The organism is Streptomyces sp. NRRL B-1347 (genome assembly GCF_000720325.1).
Classification (GTDB): domain Bacteria; phylum Actinomycetota; class Actinomycetes; order Streptomycetales; family Streptomycetaceae; genus Streptomyces.
This window is the reverse complement of sequence record NZ_JOJM01000042.1, coordinates 56,074-79,213: the sequence shown is the minus strand read 5'-3', so window position 1 is coordinate 79,213 and position 23,140 is coordinate 56,074. Positions and strand designations below refer to the sequence as shown.

The 23,140-nt window shown below is 75.9% G+C and carries 16 protein-coding genes; 5 read left to right on the top strand and 11 right to left on the bottom strand.

What is annotated here, in order from left to right:
• Nucleotides 1-40 precede the first annotated feature (40 nt).
• The 6 genes from IG74_RS0129760 to IG74_RS0129735 all read right to left on the bottom strand — a co-directional run bounded on the left by IG74_RS0129760 (nt 41) and on the right by IG74_RS0129735 (nt 11,109).
• Nucleotides 41-2,182 carry an Hsp70 family protein gene (locus IG74_RS0129760; RefSeq protein WP_030683678.1) on the bottom strand — a complete coding sequence of 714 codons (2,142 nt, stop codon included), beginning with the start codon at nt 2,180-2,182 and terminating at the stop codon, nt 41-43.
• Nucleotides 2,179-2,634 (bottom strand): nucleotide exchange factor GrpE, encoded by a 456-nt coding sequence (locus IG74_RS48180; protein WP_051855623.1) that lies wholly within the window; start codon nt 2,632-2,634, stop codon nt 2,179-2,181. Before IG74_RS48180 ends, IG74_RS0129760 begins: the two co-directional genes overlap by 4 nt.
• A 65-nt stretch (nt 2,635-2,699) precedes the next feature.
• Nucleotides 2,700-3,047, bottom strand: a complete 348-nt coding sequence (locus IG74_RS0129750; protein WP_158857827.1) for a hypothetical protein — start codon at nt 3,045-3,047, stop codon at nt 2,700-2,702.
• Complete coding sequence (locus tag IG74_RS0129745) at nt 3,044-8,401, bottom strand: CHAT domain-containing protein (protein ID WP_030683672.1); 5,358 nt, start codon at nt 8,399-8,401, stop codon at nt 3,044-3,046. Before IG74_RS0129745 ends, IG74_RS0129750 begins: the two co-directional genes overlap by 4 nt.
• A 9-nt stretch (nt 8,402-8,410) precedes the next feature.
• Entirely contained in the window at nt 8,411-10,567 is a 2,157-nt protein-coding gene (locus tag IG74_RS0129740) for a tetratricopeptide repeat protein (protein WP_158857825.1), read from the bottom strand.
• Between the two features lie 26 nt (nt 10,568-10,593).
• Nucleotides 10,594-11,109 carry a hypothetical protein gene (locus IG74_RS0129735; RefSeq protein WP_051855622.1) on the bottom strand — a complete coding sequence of 172 codons (516 nt, stop codon included), beginning with the start codon at nt 11,107-11,109 and terminating at the stop codon, nt 10,594-10,596.
• Nucleotides 11,110-11,390: 281 nt separating this feature from the next.
• On the opposite strand from IG74_RS0129735, the gene phsA reads away from it, so the two are divergent.
• Nucleotides 11,391-13,295 (top strand): O-aminophenol oxidase PhsA, encoded by a 1,905-nt coding sequence (gene phsA, locus IG74_RS0129730; protein ID WP_420709955.1) that lies wholly within the window; start codon nt 11,391-11,393, stop codon nt 13,293-13,295.
• A 34-nt stretch (nt 13,296-13,329) separates the two neighbouring features.
• On the opposite strand, the gene IG74_RS0129725 is transcribed toward phsA, so the two are convergent.
• Nucleotides 13,330-14,139, bottom strand: a complete 810-nt coding sequence (locus tag IG74_RS0129725; protein ID WP_030683664.1) for a glutamine amidotransferase-related protein — start codon at nt 14,137-14,139, stop codon at nt 13,330-13,332.
• A gap of 95 nt (nt 14,140-14,234) precedes the next feature.
• Here IG74_RS0129725 and IG74_RS46360 point away from each other — a divergent pair, with 95 nt between their 5' ends.
• Together IG74_RS46360 and IG74_RS0129715 are read left to right on the top strand one after the other, a co-directional pair.
• Nucleotides 14,235-15,206, top strand: coding sequence for a LysR family transcriptional regulator (locus IG74_RS46360; protein ID WP_037826235.1), 972 nt, complete (start codon nt 14,235-14,237; stop codon nt 15,204-15,206).
• Nucleotides 15,207-15,254: 48 nt separating this feature from the next.
• Entirely contained in the window at nt 15,255-15,923 is a 669-nt protein-coding gene (locus tag IG74_RS0129715; RefSeq protein ID WP_030683659.1) for a PDZ domain-containing protein, read from the top strand.
• A gap of 95 nt (nt 15,924-16,018) precedes the next feature.
• Here IG74_RS0129715 and IG74_RS0129710 read toward each other — a convergent pair whose 3' ends face one another.
• Nucleotides 16,019-16,783 carry a metallophosphoesterase gene (locus IG74_RS0129710; RefSeq protein WP_030683657.1) on the bottom strand — a complete coding sequence of 255 codons (765 nt, stop codon included), beginning with the start codon at nt 16,781-16,783 and terminating at the stop codon, nt 16,019-16,021.
• Between the two features lie 286 nt (nt 16,784-17,069).
• Between IG74_RS0129710 and IG74_RS0129705 the strand changes: the two genes are divergently transcribed.
• A complete protein-coding gene (locus IG74_RS0129705) occupies nt 17,070-18,197 on the top strand; it encodes an aminopeptidase P family protein (RefSeq protein WP_030683655.1) in 1,128 nt (375 codons plus the stop codon).
• 21 nt (nt 18,198-18,218) lie between these two features.
• Here IG74_RS0129705 and IG74_RS0129700 read toward each other — a convergent pair whose 3' ends face one another.
• Together IG74_RS0129700 and treZ are read right to left on the bottom strand one after the other, a co-directional pair.
• Nucleotides 18,219-19,199, bottom strand: a complete 981-nt coding sequence (locus IG74_RS0129700) for an aldo/keto reductase (RefSeq protein ID WP_030683654.1) — start codon at nt 19,197-19,199, stop codon at nt 18,219-18,221.
• Nucleotides 19,200-19,257: 58 nt separating this feature from the next.
• Complete coding sequence (gene treZ / locus IG74_RS0129695; protein ID WP_030683652.1) at nt 19,258-21,048, bottom strand: malto-oligosyltrehalose trehalohydrolase; 1,791 nt, start codon at nt 21,046-21,048, stop codon at nt 19,258-19,260.
• Nucleotides 21,049-21,168: 120 nt separating this feature from the next.
• Between treZ and IG74_RS0129690 the strand changes: the two genes are divergently transcribed.
• The gene (locus tag IG74_RS0129690) at nt 21,169-21,729 is read left to right on the top strand and encodes a DUF1707 and FHA domain-containing protein (protein ID WP_037826240.1); all 561 of its coding nucleotides are present in this window, start codon (nt 21,169-21,171) and stop codon (nt 21,727-21,729) included.
• Between the two features lie 99 nt (nt 21,730-21,828).
• Here the strand turns inward: IG74_RS0129690 and IG74_RS0129685 are convergent, their stop codons facing one another.
• Entirely contained in the window at nt 21,829-23,079 is a 1,251-nt protein-coding gene (locus IG74_RS0129685) for a M14 family zinc carboxypeptidase (protein WP_030683648.1), read from the bottom strand.
• Nucleotides 23,080-23,140 lie beyond the last annotated feature (61 nt).

Here is a 23,140-nt window from a genome sequence, read left to right as displayed (position 1 = left end):
TCGGCGCCCCCCGCCGCCACCCCCGTACCCCCCGCTGCCGTCATCCGCCTGCCATATCGTCAGGGACTTGGAGGATGCCGTCGTAGTCCCGCTTGCTCGGCAGCGACGGCACCGCGCGCTCGGAGTAGGCCACCGCGATCATGCTGCGCAGGTTCTTGGCCTGCTCGGCGGTCTGGATGCGGTTGCCGTTGCGATGGGCCGCCTTGACCTGCTCCACGGCCTCGCTGATCGCCTTGACCGTCTCCTGGGGCGCCCCGTCCGACGCCAGCTCGGCCTGGCGGAACTGACTGGCGAGCCCGCACTGGTGGTACATGTCGTCGAGCAGCAGCTCGGTGAGGCGCTGGTACTCGCCGCTGTCGCCCATCTCCACGGCCCGCTGCGCCTGCGTGATGTCGCGGCGGACCTTCAGCTCCTGGGTGTGCTCGATGTACGGGCCGTACCGCTTCAGGAAGTGCCGGGCCTCCCGCTCGGCGAGCCCCAGCTCCTCGCGGAGCACCGCGCTGTCGACCTCCCGCTCGGTCTCGGGCGGCGGCGTGCGCGGCTTGTCGCGCCGCGGCGTCGCCTCCAGGACCATGCCGGTGCCGCGCACGCTGACGCGGACCGTGATGATGCGGTCCGCCGAGTAGTTGAACGACACGTCGACGTGGCGGTTGATCTCGATCTCCTGCGGCAGCTCGAACTCGACCACGCCCTGCTCGTGGTTCTCGCTCGCCACATGGCTGTCGCCCTCGTACACCGGCACCCGGATCAGCCTGCTGTCCGTCGCGTGGAAGGTGCGGGTGCGCGGCTCGGGCAGCGGGAACGGCGAGCCCGCCGGGATGATCGGCACGAACACGTCGCGCCGCGCGCCCTTCACCGCGGCGATGCCCATCGCCATGGGCGTCGACTCGAACAGGCCCGTGGAGCCCACGGGGCGCGCGTTGACCAGGCTCTGGCCGCAGTCCGCGCACACCTCCGCGGTGTCCTCGTTGATCTTCGGGCACTGCGGCGCCGGGCACTCCACGCCGTTCAGGGTCTGCGCGAGCACGCCCGCGCCGTAGGCCACGCACTCCATGGGGTTGATGTTCCGGCGCACCTTGTCGCCGCCGAAGTACGCCTCGACCGCCTCGTACACCGGCCGGGTCAGGGTGCCGCCGCCGACGAGCAGCACGTCCGAGATGTCGTCGGGCGTCAGCTCGTAGCCCGTCAGGGTCTCCTCGACCAGGTCCATGGTGCGGGTCACCAGGGGGGCGATCATCTCCTGGAACTCGTCGCGGGTGAGGGCCATTTCGACGTCGACGATGCCCTCCGGGCCGTGGTACGCGGCCGGGATCACGAGGTACGTCTCCGACAGCTCGTTCAGCTCGCGCTTGGCGGCCTCCGCGGCCTTCTTCGCCTGGAACAGGAACTCCTTGTCGCCGGACGGGTCGACGCCCCGCTCGTCCCGCATCCAGGTGATGATCCGCTCCACGATCGCCAGGTCGAAGTCGTCGCCGCCGAGCCAGATGTCCCCCGCGGAGCGCAGCACCTGGAACTGGCTGTTGCCCTCGCGGTCCTTGACGGTGTTCAGGACGGAGATGTCGAACGTGCCGCCGCCCAGGTCGTAGACAAGGACCCGGCTGCGCGCCCCGCCCGGCCGGTGCAGGCCGAACGCGACGGCCGCCGCGGTCGGCTCGTCGATGATCTTCTTCACCACCAGGCCCGCGCGCTCCGCCGCCTCCCGGGTCGCGGCGCGCTGCGCGTCACGGAAGTACGCGGGCACGGTGATCACCGCGTGCGTCACCTGCTCGCCGAGCGTGCGGGCCGCGTCCCGCACCAGCTTGTCGAGGATCACGCTGGAGATCTCGGAGGGGGTGCGGCTGCGGCCGCCGAGCAGCACGTGGGCGCGCGGGTCGTCGTCGGGGCCCGACACGATCTCGTACGAGAGGCGCTCGCGGGCCTGGGCCACCGGGCGGTCCGCGAAGTCGCGGCCCATCAGCCGCTTCACGGACACGATGGTCTCCTCCGGCTGCCGCACCGCCCATCTGAGGGCGTCCTCGCCGACGAGGGTCTGGTCCTTGCCGTCGCGCCGCGCCAGGCCGACCACCGAGGGGGTGAGCCGGTCGCCCTTGCTGTTGGTGAGGACCGCGATGTCGTCGCGGTGCGGGTCGTGGGCGGCGACGGCGCTGTTCGTCGTGCCGAGGTCGATCCCGATGGCCTTCATCCCTGTGCCGTTCCTTCCTGTGCTGCCTGGGTCCTGTCCTTGGCGGCGACCACGACCCGGGCGGCGCGCAGCACGTGCCCCCGGTATCGATACCCGCGCCGCGCCACCTCAAGGACCTCGTCGTCGCCCGCTCCGGGAGGCGCCGGGCGCACGGCCACGACGTGGTGCGTGGCCGGGTCCGCGCGCTCGCCGACCGCGCCCAGGGGCTCCAGGCCCGCGCCGGTCGCGGCCGACTCCAGCTGCCGTGCGATGAGCCGGACGCTGCGCCGGTACGCCGCCGGGTCCCGCTGCGGTCCGGCGGCGAGCAGCCGGTCGCACGCGTCGAGCGCGTCGGCGCACGCAAGGAGCAGCCGCTCGGTGTGCGCGCGGTGCGCGGCATCGCGCTCGGCGAGCGCCCGCGCCCCCTCGTACGCGACGCGCGCGGCCGCCGCGGTGGACTCCTGCTCGGTCACGGTGCCCTCCTCATCCGTCCCCCGGCCGTCCTCGGTCGTCCTCGGCCGTTCTCATACGTCGAATCTCATACGTCGAACCGGATCAGCTCGTCGAGGAGCCGCGCGACCGCCTCGTCGGACAGCGGCTCCCCGGCGTCAGGGCCCGTCGCCCCGGCGAGCAGCCGGTCGATCTCCGCGACGGCGTCCGGCAGTTCGGCCGCGACGTCCACGTCGTACAGGAAGAGGTCGACGAGGAGGCGGCCCGGCACCGTGCGCAGCTCGTCCCACGCCGTCTGCGCGGCCGGGGTCATCAGGCGCCGGGCGAGCAGCTCGAACGGCACGTCCCGCAGCTCGGCGTGCGAGGTCCACGGGGTGACCGCGGCCTCGGCGAGCGCGTCGTACGGGCTCGGGGGCCCGTCGGGGTCCTGGATCACGGCGGGGTCCCCTTCGCGGGAGGCGCTCCGGGCGCGTCGGCGGTCAGGGCGGTGCGCCACGTGCGCACCGCGTCGAGGAGCGCGCGGCGCACCCGTGGGTCCATGGCGTCCGCGCGGGTCGCGCGGATCAGGTGGTGCAGGGCCTTGCGCACGTCGCCCCGGGCCAGTTCGGTCTCCGCGCGGTCGGTCAGCTCGGCGGCCCAGGAGCCCAGGTCGTCCTCGTCGGGCGGCGGCTCCGCGCCGTCGCTGCGGATCAGCTCGCCCATGCCCGCGACACCCAGGTCGGTGGCGAGCAGCCGGTCCAGCTCCTCCAGGGCCTCGCCGAGGGTCTCGCGGTAGTTGTGCGTGAGGGCCTGGCCGAGGCCGACGTCGAGCAGGCCGAGCGCCTCGTGCAGCAGCCGGAGGCGGCCGGGCAGCGCGTCGCCGCGCTCGTCGAGGGTGAAGACCAGGGCGCGGGCGAGGTTGTCGCGGGCGTGGTTGGAGGCCGGGTTGAGGCCGAGGGCGCGGCGCAGGTCGGCCTCGGCGCCGTACACGTCCGAGCGCATGCCGTGCTTGGTGCGGGTGTAGCCGCGCCACACCCCGCGCATGGAGTACAGCGAGGAGAGCCTGCCGTCCAGCTGGTCGCGCACCTCGCGGTCCAGCGGGTGCAGCACCGGCGGCACGGCCTCGACCAGCGCGATGGCCTCGTCGAGGCCTTCGCCGCGGCGCGCCCGCGGCCCGGCAGGCTCGTTGACGAGGGCCTCCACGCGGCCGAGCGCGGTGCGCACGACCGCCTTCTTCGCCCGCGCCGACATCCCGGCGCGGCGCGCGACCCGCACCAGGCGCTCCCACTGTTCGAGGGCGCGGCTCAGACCGTCCTCGCCGTCGGCGAGGGCCGTGCGGGACAGTTCGAGACGGGCGCGCACGGCGAGTTCGACACCGTCCTGGAGCAGCCGCGCGTGCCGGTGCGCGAGGTGGACGTACGCGGGGTCGCGGCGCAGGAAGTCCTGGCAGTGCGCGCAGTCCTCGAGGTGGCGGCGCGGGTCGGCCGCGGCGGCGGGGCCCGCGCAGTCGTCGGGCAGCGTGGTCAGCGTCGGGAAGGCGGGCAGCGCGTCCAGGGCCCCCGTGAACTTGTGCACCGCGCACAGCGCGAGCGACCGGGCCAGGCCGGAGAACGCCCAGCGCAGCTCGCGCGCCGCGTACTCGCCCGGGTCCTTGCCGTCCTTGGCGGCGGCGTCAAGCCGCGCGGCAAGGGCGGCGAGCGGCAGTTGCAGGTCGAGCAGCCGCAGATAGTGCGGCCCGCAGGCCAGGGCGCCGCGCGCCCCGGGCACCCCCGGCAGGCCGCCCACGTCCTTGAGGACCCGCGCGCCCCCGAGCTCGGCCTCCAGGAAGGCCGCCAACTCGCCGTACTCCTCCGCCTGGTGGGGCCGGCCCTCCTCGGCGTGCCGCTGCTCGTACGCGGACAGCTGCGCGGACAGATGGCGGCTCAGCTCCCAGCGCAGCCGGTTCATGTCCTCCGGGGTCAGCTCCCGGGCGTAGCAGGCGGCGCGCTCGGCCCGCCAGCCGTCCCAGTACGCGTCGTCGCTCAGCAGCGTCGACCAGTAGGCGAGCGCCTGCTTCCAGGTGCGCGCGGCGTGTTCCCAGGCGCCGCTCTGCTCCAGCTCCTGGGCCTGCCAGAGCCGGGCCACGGCGAGACCGTGCGCCACGGCCATGTCGCCGGGGGCCGCGGCCAGGCGCCGCTCCCACTCGGCGGCGGCCGCGTCCCGGCCGCGCGCGAGGAGCAGCAGCAGCGGCGCGTCCTCGGGGAAGCGCTCGCACAGCACGTCCACGAGCCCGGGCCCGGCGTGCTCGTCGTCCGGCGACAGCGCGGCAAGGGCGTCCCGCACCGCGTCGGGTGCCTGCCAGCGGTACAGCAGCGCGTCCAACTGGAGTCTGCGGCCCGGCAGTTGGATCCGGTCCAGGGCGACACGCTCGGACCAGGACATGCCGCCGCGCTCCAGGAGGACGTACGGCGCGTCGCTGACGGCGGCCATCGACACGCCGGGGTGCACGCCCGCGTCGCGCAGCGCCCGATACGGGTACGTGGCGTCGCGCAGCGCGAACGGATCGGCGGTCAGCGGAGCCCGCGTCAGGCCTTCGGCCCAGGGCAGCAGGTCGAGCAGCCGCCGCAGGCGCCGCCGCCGCACCTCGGCCCGGTCGAGCCGTCCCGCGGCCCGCTCGTACGCGGCCGCGGCGTCGCTCCAGCGGCCTTCGCGCTCCAGCAACCGCCCCTGGGCGTAGGCGAGATGGGCGTCCGCGTCCCGGTGCCCCAGGCACGCGCCGAACGCCTCGGCGGCCTTCTCCCACTCCTGGTGGGCGTCGGCGATGCGGCCGCGCGCGTACGCGTCGACGGCGGCCACGGCGGCCGTTTCGGTCGCGCCGGGCTGTCCCCGCAGCGCCTGGGCCGCCACCACGACGGCGGCCCACTCGCCCTCGGCCTCGGCGGCCCGGAGGCGTGCGTACCGGCAGCGCGCCGCGCAGTCCGCGCCGTCAAGCGCGCCGCCGATCTCCTCGTACGCCGCCGCGACCGCCAGCCAGTCGGCCGCGCCCTCGGCCCGCTCCTCGCCGACGCGCGCACCGGCGTGGCGCCGCCGCGCGGGCACGTCGGCCCAGGCGTCGGGCAGGACGCGGTAGACCCGCAGCGCGTCGTGCCAGCGCGCGGCGGCCTCGTGGGTGCGGGCGAGGGCGTAGAGGTACAGGTGCAGCGGCTCGGGGGCTGCCGGGGTCTGCGGGGCCGCGGTGCCGTTCTCGAAGGCGCGCGCGTAGATCGCGCAGGCCGCGGCCCAGTCGGGGCGCGCCTCCGCGCGGCGGCCCTCCGCTTTGCGGCGCAGCGGGGCGACGGTGCCCTCGCGCGCCGTGTCGGGCACGCCCGCGAGCAGCGCGCAGGCCGCCGCCCAGTCGCGGTGCACGTCGGCGGCCACGCGCGCGCGGGCGTAGCGGCGGCGCACCCCCACGTCCCCGTCCGCGTAGGCGTCCGGGAGGCGCCCGAAGCCGTCGATGACGTCGGCCCACGAGCCCCGGGCGTCGGCGGCCCGGCCGTGCGCGTACAGGACCTGGTCCGCCACGTCGGCGAAGGAGTCCGAGAGCCCGCCGAGCCAGGCGAGCGCCCCGTCCCAGTCCGCCCGCTCGCGGCAGAGCCGGGCCCGGGCGTAGGCGCAGCGGCCGTCGGCGTCGAGGTGGGCGGCGGCCGGGGGCCCCTGGGAGCCGTCGGAGCCCGGGTCCTGGGGGGAGCGGCACTCCGCGAAAGCCGCGACGGCGGCCGCCCAGGCCCCGTCGTCGGCGGCCGCGCGGCCGCACGCGTAGGACCGGCGGAGGGCGGCGTCGAGGACGACCGGCCCTGGCGGCGCGCCCGGGGCGCCCGGGGCGCCCGCGCACTGCGCGTACGCCGTCGCGGCCTCCCGCCACCGCCCGGCCGACTCCGCCGAGCGGCCCCGGGCGTACGCCGCGCGGGCCGCCGTGGCCGTGTCGCCGGGGCACAGGGCCAGGGCCTCGGCGCAGGCCTGCGCGGCGGCGTCCCAGTCGCCCTCGCGGTGGGCCCGTTCGGCGGCGGCGCGGGCCGTGGCGGCGCGCAGGGCCGTGCGCGCGGCGGCGAGGCGCTCCGGCAGCTCCGCGAGGCCGAGCCCGGCGGCGGCCACCTCCTCGTACAGGGAGATCGCCGCGCCCCAGTCGGCGGCGGCCTCCGCGGCCCGTGCGCGGTCGAGCAGCTCGGCGGCGCGGCGCAGCCGCTCCGCGCGGGCGGTCAGCGGCCCCGGAAGCGGGTGCGGCAGCGAATGGTGGACCGCGGCGAGCCGCGCGGCCGCCGCGGCGGCGTCGCCCTCGTGGGCCAGCAGCTCGCACAGCTTCTCCAGGTCGGGCCAGGCCAGTTCGCACGCGGCCTCGGCGCGCAGGCGCCGCTGCTCGTCCTCGTACTGCCGCGTCGGCGTGCGCAGGATGCGCTGCACCTGCGGCCACCGGCCCTGGTCGCGCTCGAAGCGGGCCGCGCTGATCAGCGTGGTGGCGGCCACGTGTCCGACCGGGTTCCTGAAGGCGCCCAGCGCGTCCGCGCCCTCGCGCAGCGGGTCGGCCACGGCACCGCCGTCGTCGCGCACCTCGCGCGCCTTGAACAGCCACCCGTGGCGGCAGCCCGCGTGCAGGAACAGGGCGGGCGTCGCCCACTCGACGGCGGTGTGCCGCGGCAGGTGCGAGATGCGGCGGCGCGCCGTGGACACCGCCTCGTCGATGGTGCGGTTGGCCGCGAGCTCCTTGAACAGCTCGGGGCTGAAGCGGCCCGCCGACGCGTCGCTGACGCGCCCGCGCATGGCTACCACGGCGGGCAGCCCACCGGCGATCAGCGCCTGCGCGAGCCCCGAGAACGGCTCGGCGTGCACCCCGTCCGGGCCCGAACTGTCCGCGCCCGAACAGAGGTTGAGTACGGCGAGACGCAGTCGCGGTGCCTTGAGCAGGATGCCGCTGAGCAGATCGGCGGGGACGCTGTCGACACCGCCGGACTCGGTCTCCAGATGGACGACGCCCTTGCCCAGCTCCTCGTCGTAGCGGCCGTGCGCGATGAGCAGCACGGCCGTGGGCAGGTCGCCGTGCGCGGCGAGGGCCGACTCCAGGCGCTCGCGGGTCGCCGCCTCGACGACGGTGGTGCGCACGGCCACCTCGGGCAGCTCCTGGCGCAGCGCCGCGACCTCCGCGTCCAGGCGCAGGGCGGGGCCCGCGCCGGGCGGCGACGCGCAGGCCACGAGCAGCCGGATCAGGCTCGGCTCGTCCGCGGGCGTGGGCAGCCGCTGGCCCAGTGGGCCGCCGGGCAGGGAACGCACCAGCGAACAGGCGGGGTTGAGGGCGAGCGACTGGTGCGGCAGGTCGGCCGGGGCGCACAGCGCCTCGAGGGGCAGCTCCCGCAGGCGCGGCGGCAGGTCGAAGCGGAGCCGAAGGCGGCGGCCGGGGGCCGTGCGCTGGGCGAGGTCGAGGGCGGAGGCCAGACAGTCGGCGGTGTGGGGCGGCTGCCCGTGCGCCGGGCCGAAACCGGGGGCGGCGAACCCGCCGGGCGGCGGTCCGCCGCGGTTCCCCGACGGCGTGCCGTAGGGCCGCCCGCCCTCGGCAGGGGCCCCGAAGAGCAGCCCGTACACCGCGCGCCCCAGCTCCCGCAGCTGCTCGACCGTGTGCCGCTCACCCATGGGCGCGTGGCCGAGGTCGGCCTCGACGAGCCGGTCCCAGCGGGCGCGGAGCGCCGCGGGCTCGCCGTCCACGGCGATGACGTCCGCGGCGCAGGACGGCCCGCTCATCGCCACGAGGAAGCGGGACGGGCCGAACGGGCGGACGCGGACGCGCAGTTCCTCGTACTCGTGCACCGGCTCAAGTCACCTCCCGCTCTCGTCGAACTGCTCGCGTACGAAGTCGAGTTCGTCCTGGGCCCGGCGCCGCTCCTCGGCCAGCTCGGGGTCGTCGGGGAAGTGGGCGAGCGCCGCCGTCAGGGCCTCGACGGCCTCCTCCAGGACGGCGCGCGCGCCGGACAGGCTGCCCGAACCCCACCGCTGGAGGGCCAGGCCGCGCAGCACGATACCGAGGCTCAGCTGCGCACGCCGCCCGTGCGGGCTCAGGGCCACCGAGCGCCGCAGGTCCGCGGCGGGCGTATCGAGCACGGAGTGCTCGCGGTTGGCCTCGATGATGCCGCGGTCGGCGAGGGCGCGCGCCAACTGGCCGTCGATGCGCGGCCGTTCGTTGGCTCCGATGACGGTGCGGGCGGCCTCCAGGGTGGCCACGGCCCGGCCGATCAGGCCGGCGCGGTGGGCGTCCTTCGCGGTGGCGAGCACGAGGCCGACGATCTTCGCCTGGGTCTGGCGGTAGCGGCCGAGCTCCCGGGCGTGCACGAGGGCGCGCCGCAAGGACGCGGCGGCGGCGTCGAAGTCCGGTGGCTCGGCGCCGAGCTGGTCGTGGCCGAGCGTGACGCGCGCGTGCAGGGCGAGGTCCCTGGCGTCGCGGGCGAGCCGCGCGCGGCGGTCGGCCAGGCCCGCGTAGCCCGGGTTCAGCTCGTCGAAGCGCGCGCAGTCCGCCTCGCACACGGGCGCGGTACCGGGGCCCTGGGGGCGGGGCCGTTCGCGGCAGGCGCGGCAGCGCAGCTCGCCCAGCGCGGCGAGGGCGTCACCGGGCAGTCCTTGGTGCAACTGGAGGTGTGCGAAGCCGAGTTCGGAGAAGGCGTGGACGAGCGTGTCGTCCTCCCGGGCGGCGGCGAACGCGCCGAGCTCCCGCACCGCCCCGAGCGCCGCGACCCGCAGCGGCCCGCCGCGCACCGGCGCCCCCGGGAGCCCGCCCGCCGCTTCGAGCAGCCGCGCCGCCTCGGCCTCGCGCTGGAGCAGCAGGTCGGGCGGCACCCTGGCGTCGGTCTCCGCGCCGCCGTCGGCGAGTCGCCGCGCGAGCCGCTCGCGCAGCGCGGTGCGCAGGTCCGGCACGATGTCGTCCGGCACGTCGACGCCGTACCGGCGCGCGGCACCGCGCCGGATCCGCCCCCAGAAGGCGGCGTCGTGCAGCAGCGCCCCCCAGGCGCCCACACACCGTTCGAGCACGGAACCACCCGTGTCGGAGGGCGAGTTGGTGAGCGCGAGCGCGAGTACGTGGGTGACCCGGTGGTCGGCCGGGTCGTGCCGGGTCGCGTCGTCGAGCAGCCCGAGGGCCACGTCACGGCGACCGCCCGCGACGAGCGTCACCGCGTACAGCGGCACGAACGCGCCGCGCTCGCGACGGAGCGCCCAGGCGGCGCCGACGAGCGCGGCGGCCCGGTCCTGGTCGGGGGTGCCCTCGGCGAGTTCGGTGACCGGCTTCTGGCGGGGTGCGTTGTTGTTGGGTGTGGTGGCCCGCTCCTGCTCGGGCGTGTCCCCACCGAGTGCGGCGGCCCGGTCCCGGTCCGGCGTGCCCCCGCCGTGCGTGGCGGACCGGCCTCCGTCGGGTGCGCCCCCGCCCAGCGCGGTGAGCGCGGCCCGTCGCAGTCGTAGTGCGGTCTCCCGGGTGCCGCCGCCGAGTGCCGCCTCGACCCAGCGTGCCTCGTCGTCCAGGGCCCCGGCGCGGGCGGCCGTCCGCAGGTCGTCGAGGGCTGCGGCGCGGCGGCCCGACTTGGCGCGTACGTAGGCGCGTTGGACGGCGGCGCGCGGGTGCGGGTCCTCCCGGTCGAGGGCCTCGGTGAAGCAGGCGTCGGCGGCGGCGAGGTCGCCCTGCCGTGCGAGCGCGCAGCCCGTCCAGAAGGGGGCCGCGGCCCCGCCGGGGTCCGCGTCCCGCGCCCGCCGGAACTCCACGAGGGCCCGCTCGGTGTCTCCCGCGCCGAGCCGTACGCGCCCGAGGCCGACGCGGGCACGGGCCAGCACGGCCAGGGGCATGCCGGGCGGGCCGTCGCCGTCCTCACCTGCGGGCCGCGCGAGGTCCACGGCCTGCCGGAAGGCGGCCTCCGCGCCCGGCCCGTCCCCGCGGGCCCACCGGGCCTCGCCCTCGGCGCAGGCCGTTTCCGCTCGCGCCTCCACGTCTGACAAGCCCCCGATCAGCGGCCGGTGCCGGGTCAGCCCGCGGCCTCGTCCAACTCGGAGCGCCAGCGGGACTGCTGTCGGTCGTAGTGCAGGGGCCCCACCCGGAACGCCGTCAAGTCGAGCCCCAGTAACCGCTCATACGCCTCGGCGGGAAGGTCCGGTTCCAGGACGACGCTCAGACCGCTGCGCTCGTCCCGCAGGACGAGGGGCCGCGGCGGCGCGGCGGCGGCCCCGTCGCGGCGCGCGAGGCGGCCCACCGCCGCCTTGAACGACGCGTACGCGTCCCGCACCGCCTCCGCGCCCAGACCGCTGAGGAACGCCTGCAACGGCAGCGCGGCGAGGACCAGCCAGGGCACGTCGCCCGCGCCGCGGTGGCCGACGGCGCGGCGCACCCGCGCGGTGCGGACGCCGAGCCCGTCGAGCGCGGCGACCAGCTCGTCGCCGAGGGCGTCGGGGACGTCCTGGTCCAGGAGCAGCTCGGCGCGCAGCGGCGCGCCGGAAGTGCCGGGCGTACGGGGCGCGTCGGGCAGCGGCGGCGCGTCGGGCATGGGGCGGGCTTCCTTCCGCCGGGGGACCGGGCGTGCGACGGGGGCCGTGGCGCACGGGGGCCACGGACCCGGATCCGCAGCCTAGAGGCGAGGCGCCCCTTCACGCGGGCGAACCCGGATCTCCGCGCCCGGGCCGAGGTCCTGAGGAGCCTTCCCCGACGCCCTGAACAGGCACTCTCGCCAGATTTATCCGGAATAGGGGATTCATGGAACTTTCGTGGTGGGCCGGGAGTCTTCTGAGGTGAACGCTGAAACAGAGCTGAACACGGGGGTGTTCAACCTTGACCGACATCGACCTCGACTTAGACGTCCGGTTCGAGACCGACGGAAGCGGCACGGCCACGGGGGAAGCGGACGGCCGCGAGCTCGTTCCGTACGTGGCGCCGCTGACCGTCCCGCCCGTCCTGCGCCCCGCCGGGGGCGACATCCGCGAAGAGACGGAGATCGCGGTCCGTCCCGCCTGGGTGCGGCTGCACCCACAGCTCCCGCCCACCCTCATGTGGGGGTACGAGGGCTCCGTGCCCGGCCCCACGATCGAGGTGCGGCGCGGCGAGCGCATCCGCATCGCGTGGACCAACCGCGTGCCCAAGGAGACCGAGTTCCCCGTCACCGCGGTGGAGGTGCAGCGCACGGGCCAGCCGCCCAGCACCATCCCGGGCCGCGAGGGCGTCGAGCCGAACAAGGACGTGGCCGCGCTCCCCGCCTGGACCGTCACCCACGTCCACGGCGCCCAGACGGGCGGCGGCAACGACGGCTGGGCGGACAACGCAGTGGGCTATGGAGACGCCCAGCTCTCCGAATATCCGAACGACCACCAGGCGGTCCACTGGTGGTACCACGACCACGCCATGAACATCACCAGGTGGAACGTCTTCGCGGGCCTGTACGGCACCTATCTCGTCCGCGACGACGAGGAGGACGCGCTCCAACTCCCCTCCGGCAAGCGGGAGATCCCCCTCCTCCTCGCCGACCGGAATCTGGACACGGACGAGGACGGCCGCCTCACGGGCCGCCTCCTGCACAAGACCGTCATCATCGACCCGAAGAACCCCGAGACGGGCAAGCCGGTCACCCTCCCCTTCACGGGCCCGTACACCACGGTCAACGGCCGCATCTGGCCGTACGCGGAAGTGGCCCCGGGCTGGTACCGCTTCCGCCTGGTCAACGCGTCGAACGCCCGCGTCTACGACCTCGTCCTCATCGACGAGGACGGCCGCCCCGTGCCGGGCGCGGTCCACCAGATCGGCAGCGACGGCGGCCTGCTGCCGCGCCCGGTGCCCATCGGCTTCGGCGCCACCGAGGGGTCGTCGCCCACGCTGACCGTCGCGCCCGCCGAGCGCTTCGACCTCCTCGTCGACTTCCGCGCCCTCGCGGGCAAGCGCCTCCGCCTGGTCAACAAGGGGCCGAACGCGGCACCCGGCGTCCCGGACGTGGCGGGGAACGTGCGCTATCCGCACGTCATGGAGTTCCGCGTGGGCCGGGCCGGCGGCGCGCCGGAGACCTTCCGGCTCCCCGACGTCCTCTCCGGCTCCTTCCGGCCGATCGGCCACGGCGTGCCGCACGGCCACCGGCTGATCGTGCTCACGCCGCCCGCCACCAAGGGCGCCGGCGGACACCCGGAGATGTGGGAGATGGAGGAGGTGAAGGACCCCGGGGGCATCCGGCTCCCCGCCGACGGGGTCATCCAGGTCCGCGGGCCCGACGGCGCCCTGAAGACCTACCGCAGGACCGCCCGCACGTTCAACGACGGCCTCGGCTTCACCATCGCCGAGGGCGCGTACGAACAGTGGAGCTTCCTGAACCTCGCCGTCCGGCCGAACGTGACCCACCCCATGCACATCCACCTGGCCGACTTCCAGCTCCTCGGCCGGGACGCGTACGACGCCTCGGGCTTCGACCCGGCCGTCGGCGGCACCCGCACACCGGTCGCGCACGACCCGGCCACACCGATCCCCATCGCTCCCAACGAACGCGGCTGGAAGGACGTGTTCCTGGTCCCCGGCGGCCAGCTGCTGCGCGTCATCGGCAAGTTCGACGGGGCGTACGGCCGCTTCATGTACCACTGCCACCTCCTCGAACACGAGGACATGGGCATGATGCGCCCCTTCGTCGTACTGCCCAAGGAGGCCCTGAAGTTCGACCACGGAGGTCACGGAGGACACGGCGGCGGCCACGGCGACCACTGAGCCGTTCCGATCAGGGGCGGGCTCGGGGCCCTCGTCAGGGCGCCCCGACCCGCCCCGCGGCCCGGGCCACCGCCGCCCGCCCGAGGGCGCGAACCATCGCATGCGGCCGGGCCCCGTCCCCGCTCAACTCCGGCTGGAACAGCGTCGCGAGGAAGAAGGGATGCCCGGGCAGCTCCACCACCCGCACCCGCCCCTCCTCGTCCGCCCCGGAGAACCGCAGCCCGTGCGCCCGCAGCACGTCGAGCAGCCGGACATCGCTGGGCCCGTACGAGCAGTGGTAGCGCTCCACCGTCCGGTCCGCCCCGAGCACGGCCTCGGCGAGCGACCCGGGCGCGAGGGTCAAGGCCCCCTCGTGCCCGACGAGCGAGCAGGCGAGCGGCGCGATGAGCGGGTCCTCGGCGCCGGGGTCGTTCTCGGCGTGCGCGGCATGGGCGAGGCCGCACACATGACGGGCGTACTCCAGGAGCGCGTGCTGGAAGCCGCCGCAGGTGCCGAGGAAGGGAATGCCCTCCTCGCGCGCGGTGCGGATCGCCGCCAGCGCCCCCGCCTCGCTCCGGTACGGACTCCCGGGCAGCATCCACACCGCGTCGAACCCCCGCACGGCGTCCGGCTCGGCGGCGTCCTCGGTGGGGATCCAGTACGCGTCGAGGACGAGCCCGTCCCGGGCGGCGAGCGCGTCGAGGAGCAGCGGGACGCGGGTGTGCGAGGCGACGTTGGGGGAGCGGTCCCCGACGAGGGCAAGCCGGGCGGGCGGCGAAACCGGCGCCGACACGGGCGGCGGCGCGGCGGCGGAGTCGGCAGGTGTGGCGGAGCCCCCTGCGGGGCGCGTGGCGTTGGCGTTCATGACGGCCATCCTCGGCACCGGCCCCCGATCACGTCCAACGGCAAAATCTGCATCCTCGATAAGCGTTGCTGATGAGGCCCGCGATCCTGTACCCCATGGACCCGCACCTCCTCCGCACCTACGTCTCCGTCGCCCGGCTCGCCTCCTTCTCCGCCGCCGCCCGCGCCCTCGGCTACACCCAGTCCGCCGTCTCGCAGCACATCGCCGCCCTGGAGCAGGACCTCGGCACGCCGCTCCTGACCCGCCGCCCCGTCGCGCCCACGCGCGCGGGCGAGCGGCTCCTCGAACACGCGGGACCGCTGCTGCTGCGGCTCGACGCGGCCCGCGCGGAGGTCCTCGCCCTCGCGGGCGCGCCGGACGAGGACCTGACCCTGGCCGCCACCCCCACCGCCCTGACGCCGCGCACGCTGCGGGCGCTGCCGCCGACGGGCGTCACCCTGTGCGTCATGGACCGGGCCGCGGTCCCCGAGGCCGTCGCGACCGGCGCCGCACACCTCGGCCTCGTCGACGGAATCGCCGCGCCCACCGACCCGCTGCGCATCGCCGACGTCGCCCCGCTCACCACCCGGGGCACCGGCGAGGAACCGGTGTGCGTGCTCCTGCCCGCCGGGCACCCCCTTGCCCGCCGCACCGGCCTGCGCCTGGGCGACCTCGCGGACGCCCGCTGGCTGGACGCGCCCGGCACGGGCCTGCCCCTGGACCAGCTGCGCGCCGCGACGGGCCGCACGGGCTTCCGCCCGGCCCTGCGCTACGACGGCACGGACGTACGGACGCTCATCGCGCTCGCGGCCGCCGGACACGGGCTCGCCCTGCTGCCCCGCTCGGCGGCGACCACAGAACCGACCACAGAACCGGCCGTCGAGCCGACCACAGAACCGGCCGTCGAGCCGATCACCGAGCCGGCCGCCGGCACGGGCAGCTTGGGCGGCTCGCGCGGCCCGTACGGCACCGTCGCCGTGCCCCTCACCGCGCCCCGCGTCGTGCACCGCACCGAGCTGCTGCACACCGGCGCCCTGCGCGGCGCCGCGGCCGCCTTCGCCGCGCGTCTGGACGTCACCCGTTCGTGAATCGTCGCACGGGGGCACGCCGGGTAGAGCTGTGGCCGGAGGCGAGTCATGAAACAGACCGCGTTGCGTCCCAAGCCCATGCCAGGACGGGAGCCCGGCAGCGGCGACACACCCGCCAAGGGCCCCCGCCCGCACGCCGCGCGCCGCCGCGGCAAGCGGCTCACCACGCTCCTGCTCGGCCTGCTGTGCGCGACGGTCCTGGTGCTCACGGGCGTGGGCCTCGGCACCGTCGGCGCCACCGTCATCGGCATGAGCAGCCTGGCGGAGATGCGGCGGCAGGCGGGCGCGGGTGCGTCGCCGGGGGCGCCGGGGCAGGCACCACCCGGCGCGCGGTCCACGGGCGAGAAGCCGGCAGGCAAGGCGGCTGGGGGCCGGCAGCCCACCGACAGGACGGCGTCGGCCACCGCGCCGACGGGCCCGAAGCCGCAGGCGCTCAGGGCCCCTGGGCCACGCCTGGTCCTCGGCGTCGAGGTGGCCGACGCCCCGGCGCTCGGCGGCGCGCTGCTCGTCGGCGTGCACGTGCCGGGCCCCGGCCACGCGGCGGGCCTGCTGCGGCGGGACGTCGTCGTGGCGTTCGACGGCACCCGCGTGCGCACGGCGGCGGACCTCGTCCGTGCGGTGGCCACGGCACGGCCCGGCAGGAACGTCACTCTGACGGTCCGTCACCCGACGGGCGCCCGCAGGACCCTGACGATCACGCCGGGCTTCACCACCTGAGGCGCCCGCGGCGGCGCGGTCGGCGGATGGACGGACGGCGGATGGACGGACGGCGGTGGGCGGTCGGCGATGGGCCGACCGGTCGCGGGCGGCCGTCAGACGACCCGGAAGTGCGACGTCAGCCGCCGCTCGCCGGCGACGACGTCGAGGACGTGGAGGGCGAACCCCGCGGGTGCGTCCAGGTCGACCAGGCCCTCGCCCTCCCACGGCAGCCGCAGCGTCGAGACCACGCCGGGCCCGACGATCAGCGGCCGCCCCGCGAAGGTGGTCGCGGCGGGCGTGTGCGCGTGCCCGATGATGAGCCCCGCGATCTCCGGACGCCGCTCCACCAGCGCCTTCAGGCGGTGCGGCTCGCGCAGCGGCCACGCGGTGTCAAGCCGCGGATGGTGCACGGGCACGGGGTGGTGGTGGAAGGCGAGGAGCACCGGCGTCTCCCCGTCGAGGTCGTCGAGCCGGTCCTCCAGCCAGGCGTACGTCGTCTCGTCGATCAGCCCGTGGTCGTGGCCCGGCACGCTGGAGTCGAGCAGCAGGACCTCGACGTCGCCGACGCGGTGGGCGCTGTTCACCGGCGCCTCGGACGCGCTCGCCGCGGGCTCGCCCAGCAGGGCCGTGCGGAAGGGGACGCGCCGGTCGTGGTTGCCGGGGCAGGTCAGGACGGGCCAGGGCGCGTCGGTGAACAGCACGCGCGCGGCCTCCTTGTACTCGGCTTCCTCGCCGTGGTCGGCGATGTCGCCGGTCACGAGCAGCGCGTCCACGGGCCGGGGCAGCGCCCGCAGCCGCTCCATGACGCGCTCGGCCCGCTCGGTCGCCCGGGCGCCGCCGTCCAGATGTAGGTCACTGATCTGCGCGAGTACCAGCATGTCGTACGTCCCTCCCGCACCCGGGCACCGTCCAAGTGCCCCTGTCCGCACCCGGGCCCGACCTCGAACTAATGGATGAAACGCATCTAACCATTAGTCGTGGGCGCGGGGAACAGCCACCCGGAAACAGGTGGCCCCGCTCCGGGACGCGGGGCGCGGCCGACCGGGCCGCCGGGCCGGAATACCCGCTCGCGCGGCGCGGGGCGCGGGGGCAGGATGCTGGGGAAGATCCCAGCCCGCGGCCGCACGGCCGCCGACGGCTGCCGCAGACGATTCAGGAGGCCCGATGACCCCGGCCACGCCCGCGCCGTTCACCGCCGACGACTACCGCGCCCGGATGGACCGCGCCGCGCGCGCCGCGGCCGAAGCGGGCCTCGCGGGCGTCCTCGTCGCACCAGGACCCGACCTGGTGTGGCTGACCGGCTACCGCGTGCCCGCCGACACCGAGCGGCTCACCCTGCTCGTGCTCGCCCCCGGCCAGGACCCCGTGCTCGTGGTGCCCACCCTGGAGGCCCCGGACGCCGCCCGCGCCGCGGGCGCGCCCGCGCTGACCCTGCGCGACTGGACCGACGGCGTCGACCCGTACGGCGTGGCCGCGCCGCTGCTCGCCAAGGACGGCCGCTTCGGCGTGAGCGACAACGCCTGGGCGATGCATCTGCTCGGCCTGCAACGGCAGTTGCCCGACAGCTCCTACGCCGCGCTCACCGACGCCCTGCCGATGCTGCGGGCCGTCAAGGACGCGGCGGAGCTGGAGCGCCTCACCGCCGCGGGAGCCGCCGCCGACGCCACGTACGAGGAGATCCAGAAGGTGCCGTTCGCGGGCCGCAAGGAGACCGACGTCGCCGGTGACCTCGCCGACCTGCTGCGGCGGTTCGGGCACGAGCAGGTGGACTTCACGGTCGTCGGCTCCGGGCCGAACGGCGCGAGCCCGCACCACGAGGCGGGCGACCGCGTCATCGAGCACGGCGACACGGTCGTCCTCGACTTCGGCGGCCTGAAGCACGGCTACGGCTCCGACACCTCCCGCACCGTCCACGTCGGGGAGCCGACCGCCGAGGAGCAGCGCGTGCACGACGTGGTGCGCGCGGCCCAGGACGCCGCGTGCCGCGCGGTGCGCCCCGGCATCGCCTGCCAGGAGGTCGACCGCGTGGCGCGCGCCGTCATCACCGACGCCGGGTACGGCGAGCGGTTCATCCACCGCACCGGGCACGGCATCGGCGTCACCACCCACGAACCGCCGTACATGATCGAGGGCGAGGAGCAGCCGCTCGTGCCCGGCATGTGCTTCTCCGTGGAGCCCGGCATCTATCTGCCGGGCCGCTTCGGCGTGCGCATCGAGGACATCGTCACGGTGACGGAGGACGGCGGCCGCCGCCTCAACAACACCCCGCGCGAGATGGCCATCGTCAACTGAGGCCAGTGCGTGGGGCCTTGCTCAGCCCTGGGCGAAGTGCGCGAGCACGTCGTACGGCGGCGGCAGCGGCCGCGCGCTCGCCTCGTCGAGGCGCCGCATCTGGTCCTCGTCCAGAGCCCACCCCACCGCGCCCAGGTTGTCGGTGAGCTGCTCCACGGATCGCGCGCCGACGATCGGCGCGGTCACCCCCGGCCGCTGGAGCAGCCACCGCAGCGACACCTGTGCGGGCGTGCGCCCGGTCTCCTCGGCGAGAGCCAGTACCGCGTCCACGACCCGCCAGGTCGCCTCCGTGGCCCGCTCGTCCCAGGACCCGGCGCCGCGCGCGCCCTCGGGCGGCGCCGCCATGCCGCGCCGGTACTTGCCGGAGAGCCACCCGGCGTGCAGCGGGCTGTACGGAATGACGCCGACGCCCTCCGCGCGGCACAGCGGGAGCAGCTCCCACTCGGCCTCGCGCGCCAGCAGGTTGTAGATCGGCTGGAGGCACACGTACGGCTCCCAGCCGCGCGCGTGGGCCACGTCGCGGACCTTCTGGAGCTGCCCCGGGCTGTGGTTGCTCGCGCCGAGGTAGCGGACCTTGCCCGCCCGCACCAGGGTGTCGAGCGTGGACAGGGTCTCCTCGATCGGCGTGTGCGCGTCCCACACGTGCGTCTGGTACAGGTCCACATAGTCCGTGCCGAGGCGGCGCAGGCTCGCGTCCACCGCCGCGAGGACGTGCTTGCGGCCTAGCCCGCGCGCGTTCGGAGCCTCGCCCAGCGGCAGGAACACCTTGGTGGCGATCACCAGTTCGTCCCGCACGCGGCCCTTGAGCCAGCGGCCGAGCACCTCCTCCGACACGCCCTGCCCGTACACGTCGGCGGTGTCGACGAACGTGCCGCCCGCTTCCGTGAACGCGTCCAGCATCGCGTGCGCGACCCGCTCGTCCGCCCCGCCGCCGAACATCATGGCGCCGAAGCACAGTTCACTCACCTGGAGTCCGGTGCTCCCCAGCCGCCGCTGTTCCATGGCCGTGCCTCCTCGAAGTCACCACCAGGCTAGGCCGTGCCACCGACACCGCCGCCGACTAGTCCACAGCGAGCACCGCGCAGGACTCGGCGGGCAGCCGCAGGGCCCCGTCCGCGTCCGGGCCCTCGACGGGCTCCCACGCGGCGAGCACGCGCGCGTGGCGCACGCCCAACGGGACCTCGACGGCGCGCTCCGCGAGGTTCACGACGATCCGCAGGTCCCCGCGCCGCACGGCGAACCAGCCCGCCCTGGCGTCATGGGCGACGCGCACCGCGGCCAGATCGGGATCGGTGAGGTCGCCCCGCTCCCGGCGCAGCGCGATCAGCTCGCGGTACCAGCCGAGCACGCGCGCGTGGTGGCCCTTCTCCCGCTCGGCCCAGTCGAGACAGGACCGCTCCCGCGTCGCCGGGTCCTGCGGATCAGGGATGGCGTCCTCGGCCCACCCGTGAGCCGCGAACTCCCGCCGCCTGCCCTCCCGTACGGCCCGGGCGAGCTCGGGGTCGGTGTGGTCGGTGAAGAACTGCCACGGCGTCGAGGCCGCCCACTCCTCGCCCATGAACAGCATCGGCGTGAAGGGGCTCGTGAGGGTCAGCGCGGCCGCGCACGCGAGCCGGCCGGGGGAGAGCGCCGCGGAGAGCCGGTCGCCCTGCGCGCGGTTGCCGACCTGGTCGTGCGTCTGCGCGTAGCCGAGCAGCCGGTACGCGGGCGCGCGCCCGCGGTCCAGCGGGCGCCCGTGCGTCCGGCCCCGGAAGCTGGAGTACGTGCCGTCGTGGAAGTAGCCGTGCGTCAGCGTCTTCTCCAGGGCCGCGAACGGGGCCTCGGCGAAGTCCGCGTAGTAGCCCTGCGACTCACCGGTGAGCACGGTGTGCAGCGCGTGATGGAAGTCGTCGTTCCACTGGGCGTCAAGACCCATGCCGCCGCTCGCGCGCGGGGTGACGAGCCGCGGGTCGTTCAGGTCCGACTCCGCGATGAGCCCCAGCGGTCTGCCGAGCTCGCCCGCGAGCGCGTCGACGGCCGTGGCCAGCTCCTCCAGGAACGGGCGCGCCCGGGTGTCGCACAGCGCGTGCACGGCGTCCAGGCGCAGCGCGTCCACGCGGTAGTCCCGCAGCCAGGCGAGCGCGCTGCCGACGAGGTACGCGCGGACCTCGTCCGAGCCCGGCGCGTCCAGGTTCACGGCGGCGCCCCACGGGGTGTGGTGCGTGTCCGTGAAGTACGGCCCGAAGGCGGGCAGATGGTTCCCCGACGGGCCCAGGTGGTTGTGCACCACGTCCAGGACCACGCCGAGGCCCGCGGCGTGGGCCGCGTCGACGAACCGTTTCAGCGCGTCGGGCCCGCCGTACGGCTCGTGCACGGCCCACAGCGAAACGCCCTCGTAGCCCCACCCGTGCCGTCCGGGGAAGGGGCACACGGGCATCACCTCGACGTGCGTGACGCCCAGGTCCACGAGGTGGCCGAGGCGCTCGGCCGCCGCGTCCAGGGTGCCCTCGCGCGTGTACGTGCCCACGTGCAGCTCGTACAGGACCGCGTCCCGCAGGCCCCGCCCGGCCCACGGCGCCCGCCACGCGAACCGCTCGTGCTCGACCACGGCACTGGGGGCGTCGGGCCCGTCCGGCTGCCGGGGCGAGCGCGGGTCGGGCAGCACGGGGCCGCCGTCGAGCGCGTAGCCGTAGCGGGTGCCGTCCCCGGCCGGTGCCTCCACGGACCACCACCCGGGGCGCTCCGGATCGCGCGCCAACGCGCGCGTGGTTCCCGCCGCGCCCGTGCCGTCCTCCGCGCCTCCGTGCGGTCCCGTCCCCTCCAGGACGAGGTCGACCCGCTCCGCGCGTGGTGCCCACACCTCGAACCTCACCGGCAGCCCCCCTCGTTGGCCCCTGTGTCGCCGTGCCTCCATGGTGCGCCAGAAGTGATCGCGGCGGAGGAGTTCGGCCGATTCTGGACACCCGGCCTGAGCTGGCCGACAATCGTCAGCGTGACCCTTCCTTCCGCGGCTTCCCCCGAGTACGACACACAGGCGGGACGGGTGACCGACGCCGAGCGGGAGCAGGCCCTGGAGGTGCTCAGGGAGGGTGCGGCACTCGGCCGCCTCTCGCACGACACGTTCGTCCGCCGCATGGAGCTGGCGCTCGCCGCCCGCAAGCGGCAGGAACTGGCCGTCCTCACCGCCGATCTGCGTACGCAGAAGCGCTGGACGCGGCTCGTGCTCTCCACCGTCGGCGCGGTCTCCGGCTTCGGTGTGCAGCTGCGCCGTGCCTGGCAGGCGGAGAAGCTGCCCAAGCTGCTGCTCCCGGCGCCGGGCGCGTATCCGCTGCGCATCGGCCGGGACCCGGCGAACGGCCTGCGGCTGAGCCACGACACGGTCTCGCGCGTCCACGCCGAGCTGATCCACCAGGGCGGCCTGTGGGTCCTGCGCGACCTCGGCTCCACGAACGGCACGTCCGTCAACGGCCGCCGGGTGATCGGCGCGGCCGTCGTGCAGGCCGGGGACCAGGTCTCCTTCGGCCACATGGCGTTCTGCCTCGCGGCGGCCTGAGGGCCGCAGCCCCGGTCCCGCCCCGCGCACGGCCCCGCCGCGGCATGCGCCCCGTACGCGCGCGTGCCGGGCGTCGTCCCGTACGCGCGCGTACGGGCGTCACACGTCCCGTACGCGCGCGTGCCGGGCCGCTTCCACCGTCGTCCGCGCCTGGTGCTCCACCTGGCGCTCCAGCGGCACCCAGCGGGCCTTGAACCGGTCGGCGAACGCCTCGCTCCACTGCGTCACCAGATGGTCGAGACGGGGCGCCGCCCGGTCGTCGGCCTCCTGGAGGACCCGCAGGAGCATCGCGGCCGCCCGCAGCGGAAGCCGCCGCCCGAAGGCGTCCACGCTGCCGATGTACGCCATCGACGTCCCGGCGGGCGGCAGGTGCCCCCAGTCGTCGGCGAGCCCCGGCACCAGGCCGAGCGCCCACCGGGCCGCCCGCAACAGCGGCCCGTCCGCGCCCGGGAGGCGGGGCAGCGCGTCGCCGAGCACGTCCTCCACCAGGCCCGCGTCGTGCCGGAGCCGCCGCGCGAAGCCGCGCAGGGCGGCCCGGGGCGCCGGGTGCACCGCCATGTCGTCCACCATGTCGCTCGCCCACATCGGCACCTCCACGATGGCCGTCACGCCGCCGTAGCGGTGCGCGTGGTGCCAGGTGGTGTGCCGGGCGTCCTCCGGCAGGCTCGGATAGGCGGCCGCGGAGCCGGGCCCCGGCAACACGTGTACGCCGGGCCCCGACACGGGCCAGCCCGCCGCGTCCGACGCGCCGGTCTCCACCGGGATGCCCAGGCGCGCGGCCGACGCGGCGAAGGGCGCGGCGAGCCCGGGGATGTCCCGGGTCAGCTGCACCCAGCTGCCGCCCAGGTCGGTGCAGTGCAGCGACACCTGCAAGTAGGGCCGCAGTTCGTCGATGACGCCCTTCAGGGCGCGGGTCTCGGGCGGCAGGCGGTCCGGCGGGAGCACGGACGGCGACCACTCGGGCTGCTCGGGGCCCGCCGGGCGGAAGAAGTGCCGGTGGTAGTCCAGGAGGGTGCGCGGCGCCGGGGTGCGGTGCAGGCTCGCGCCGTCCGGGTCCGCGCACAGCAGGAAGTGCCACGACGTGTCGGCCCGCAGCGCGGGGTCGCGCACCGACCACTCGGCCAGGGCGACGAGGGTCGAGCCCCCGGTGGGTTCGTTGGCGTGCGCGCCCGCCACCACGAGCACCGCGCGCGGGGCGTGCCCGACGGACAGCAGGTGCAGGGGGCGGCCCGCGCGTGAGACGCCGACCTGGCGCAGCGTGCACAGATCAGGACGGTGAGCCGCCAGCTCCCGTGCGGACACGACGAGTTCGGGAACACTGGGATAGCGGTTCGCCGCCAGTTGACTCACCCCCGACTGGTCCGCTGACGCAATCCGCAGTACGCCACGCGACGGTACGGGTGTCAAGCAC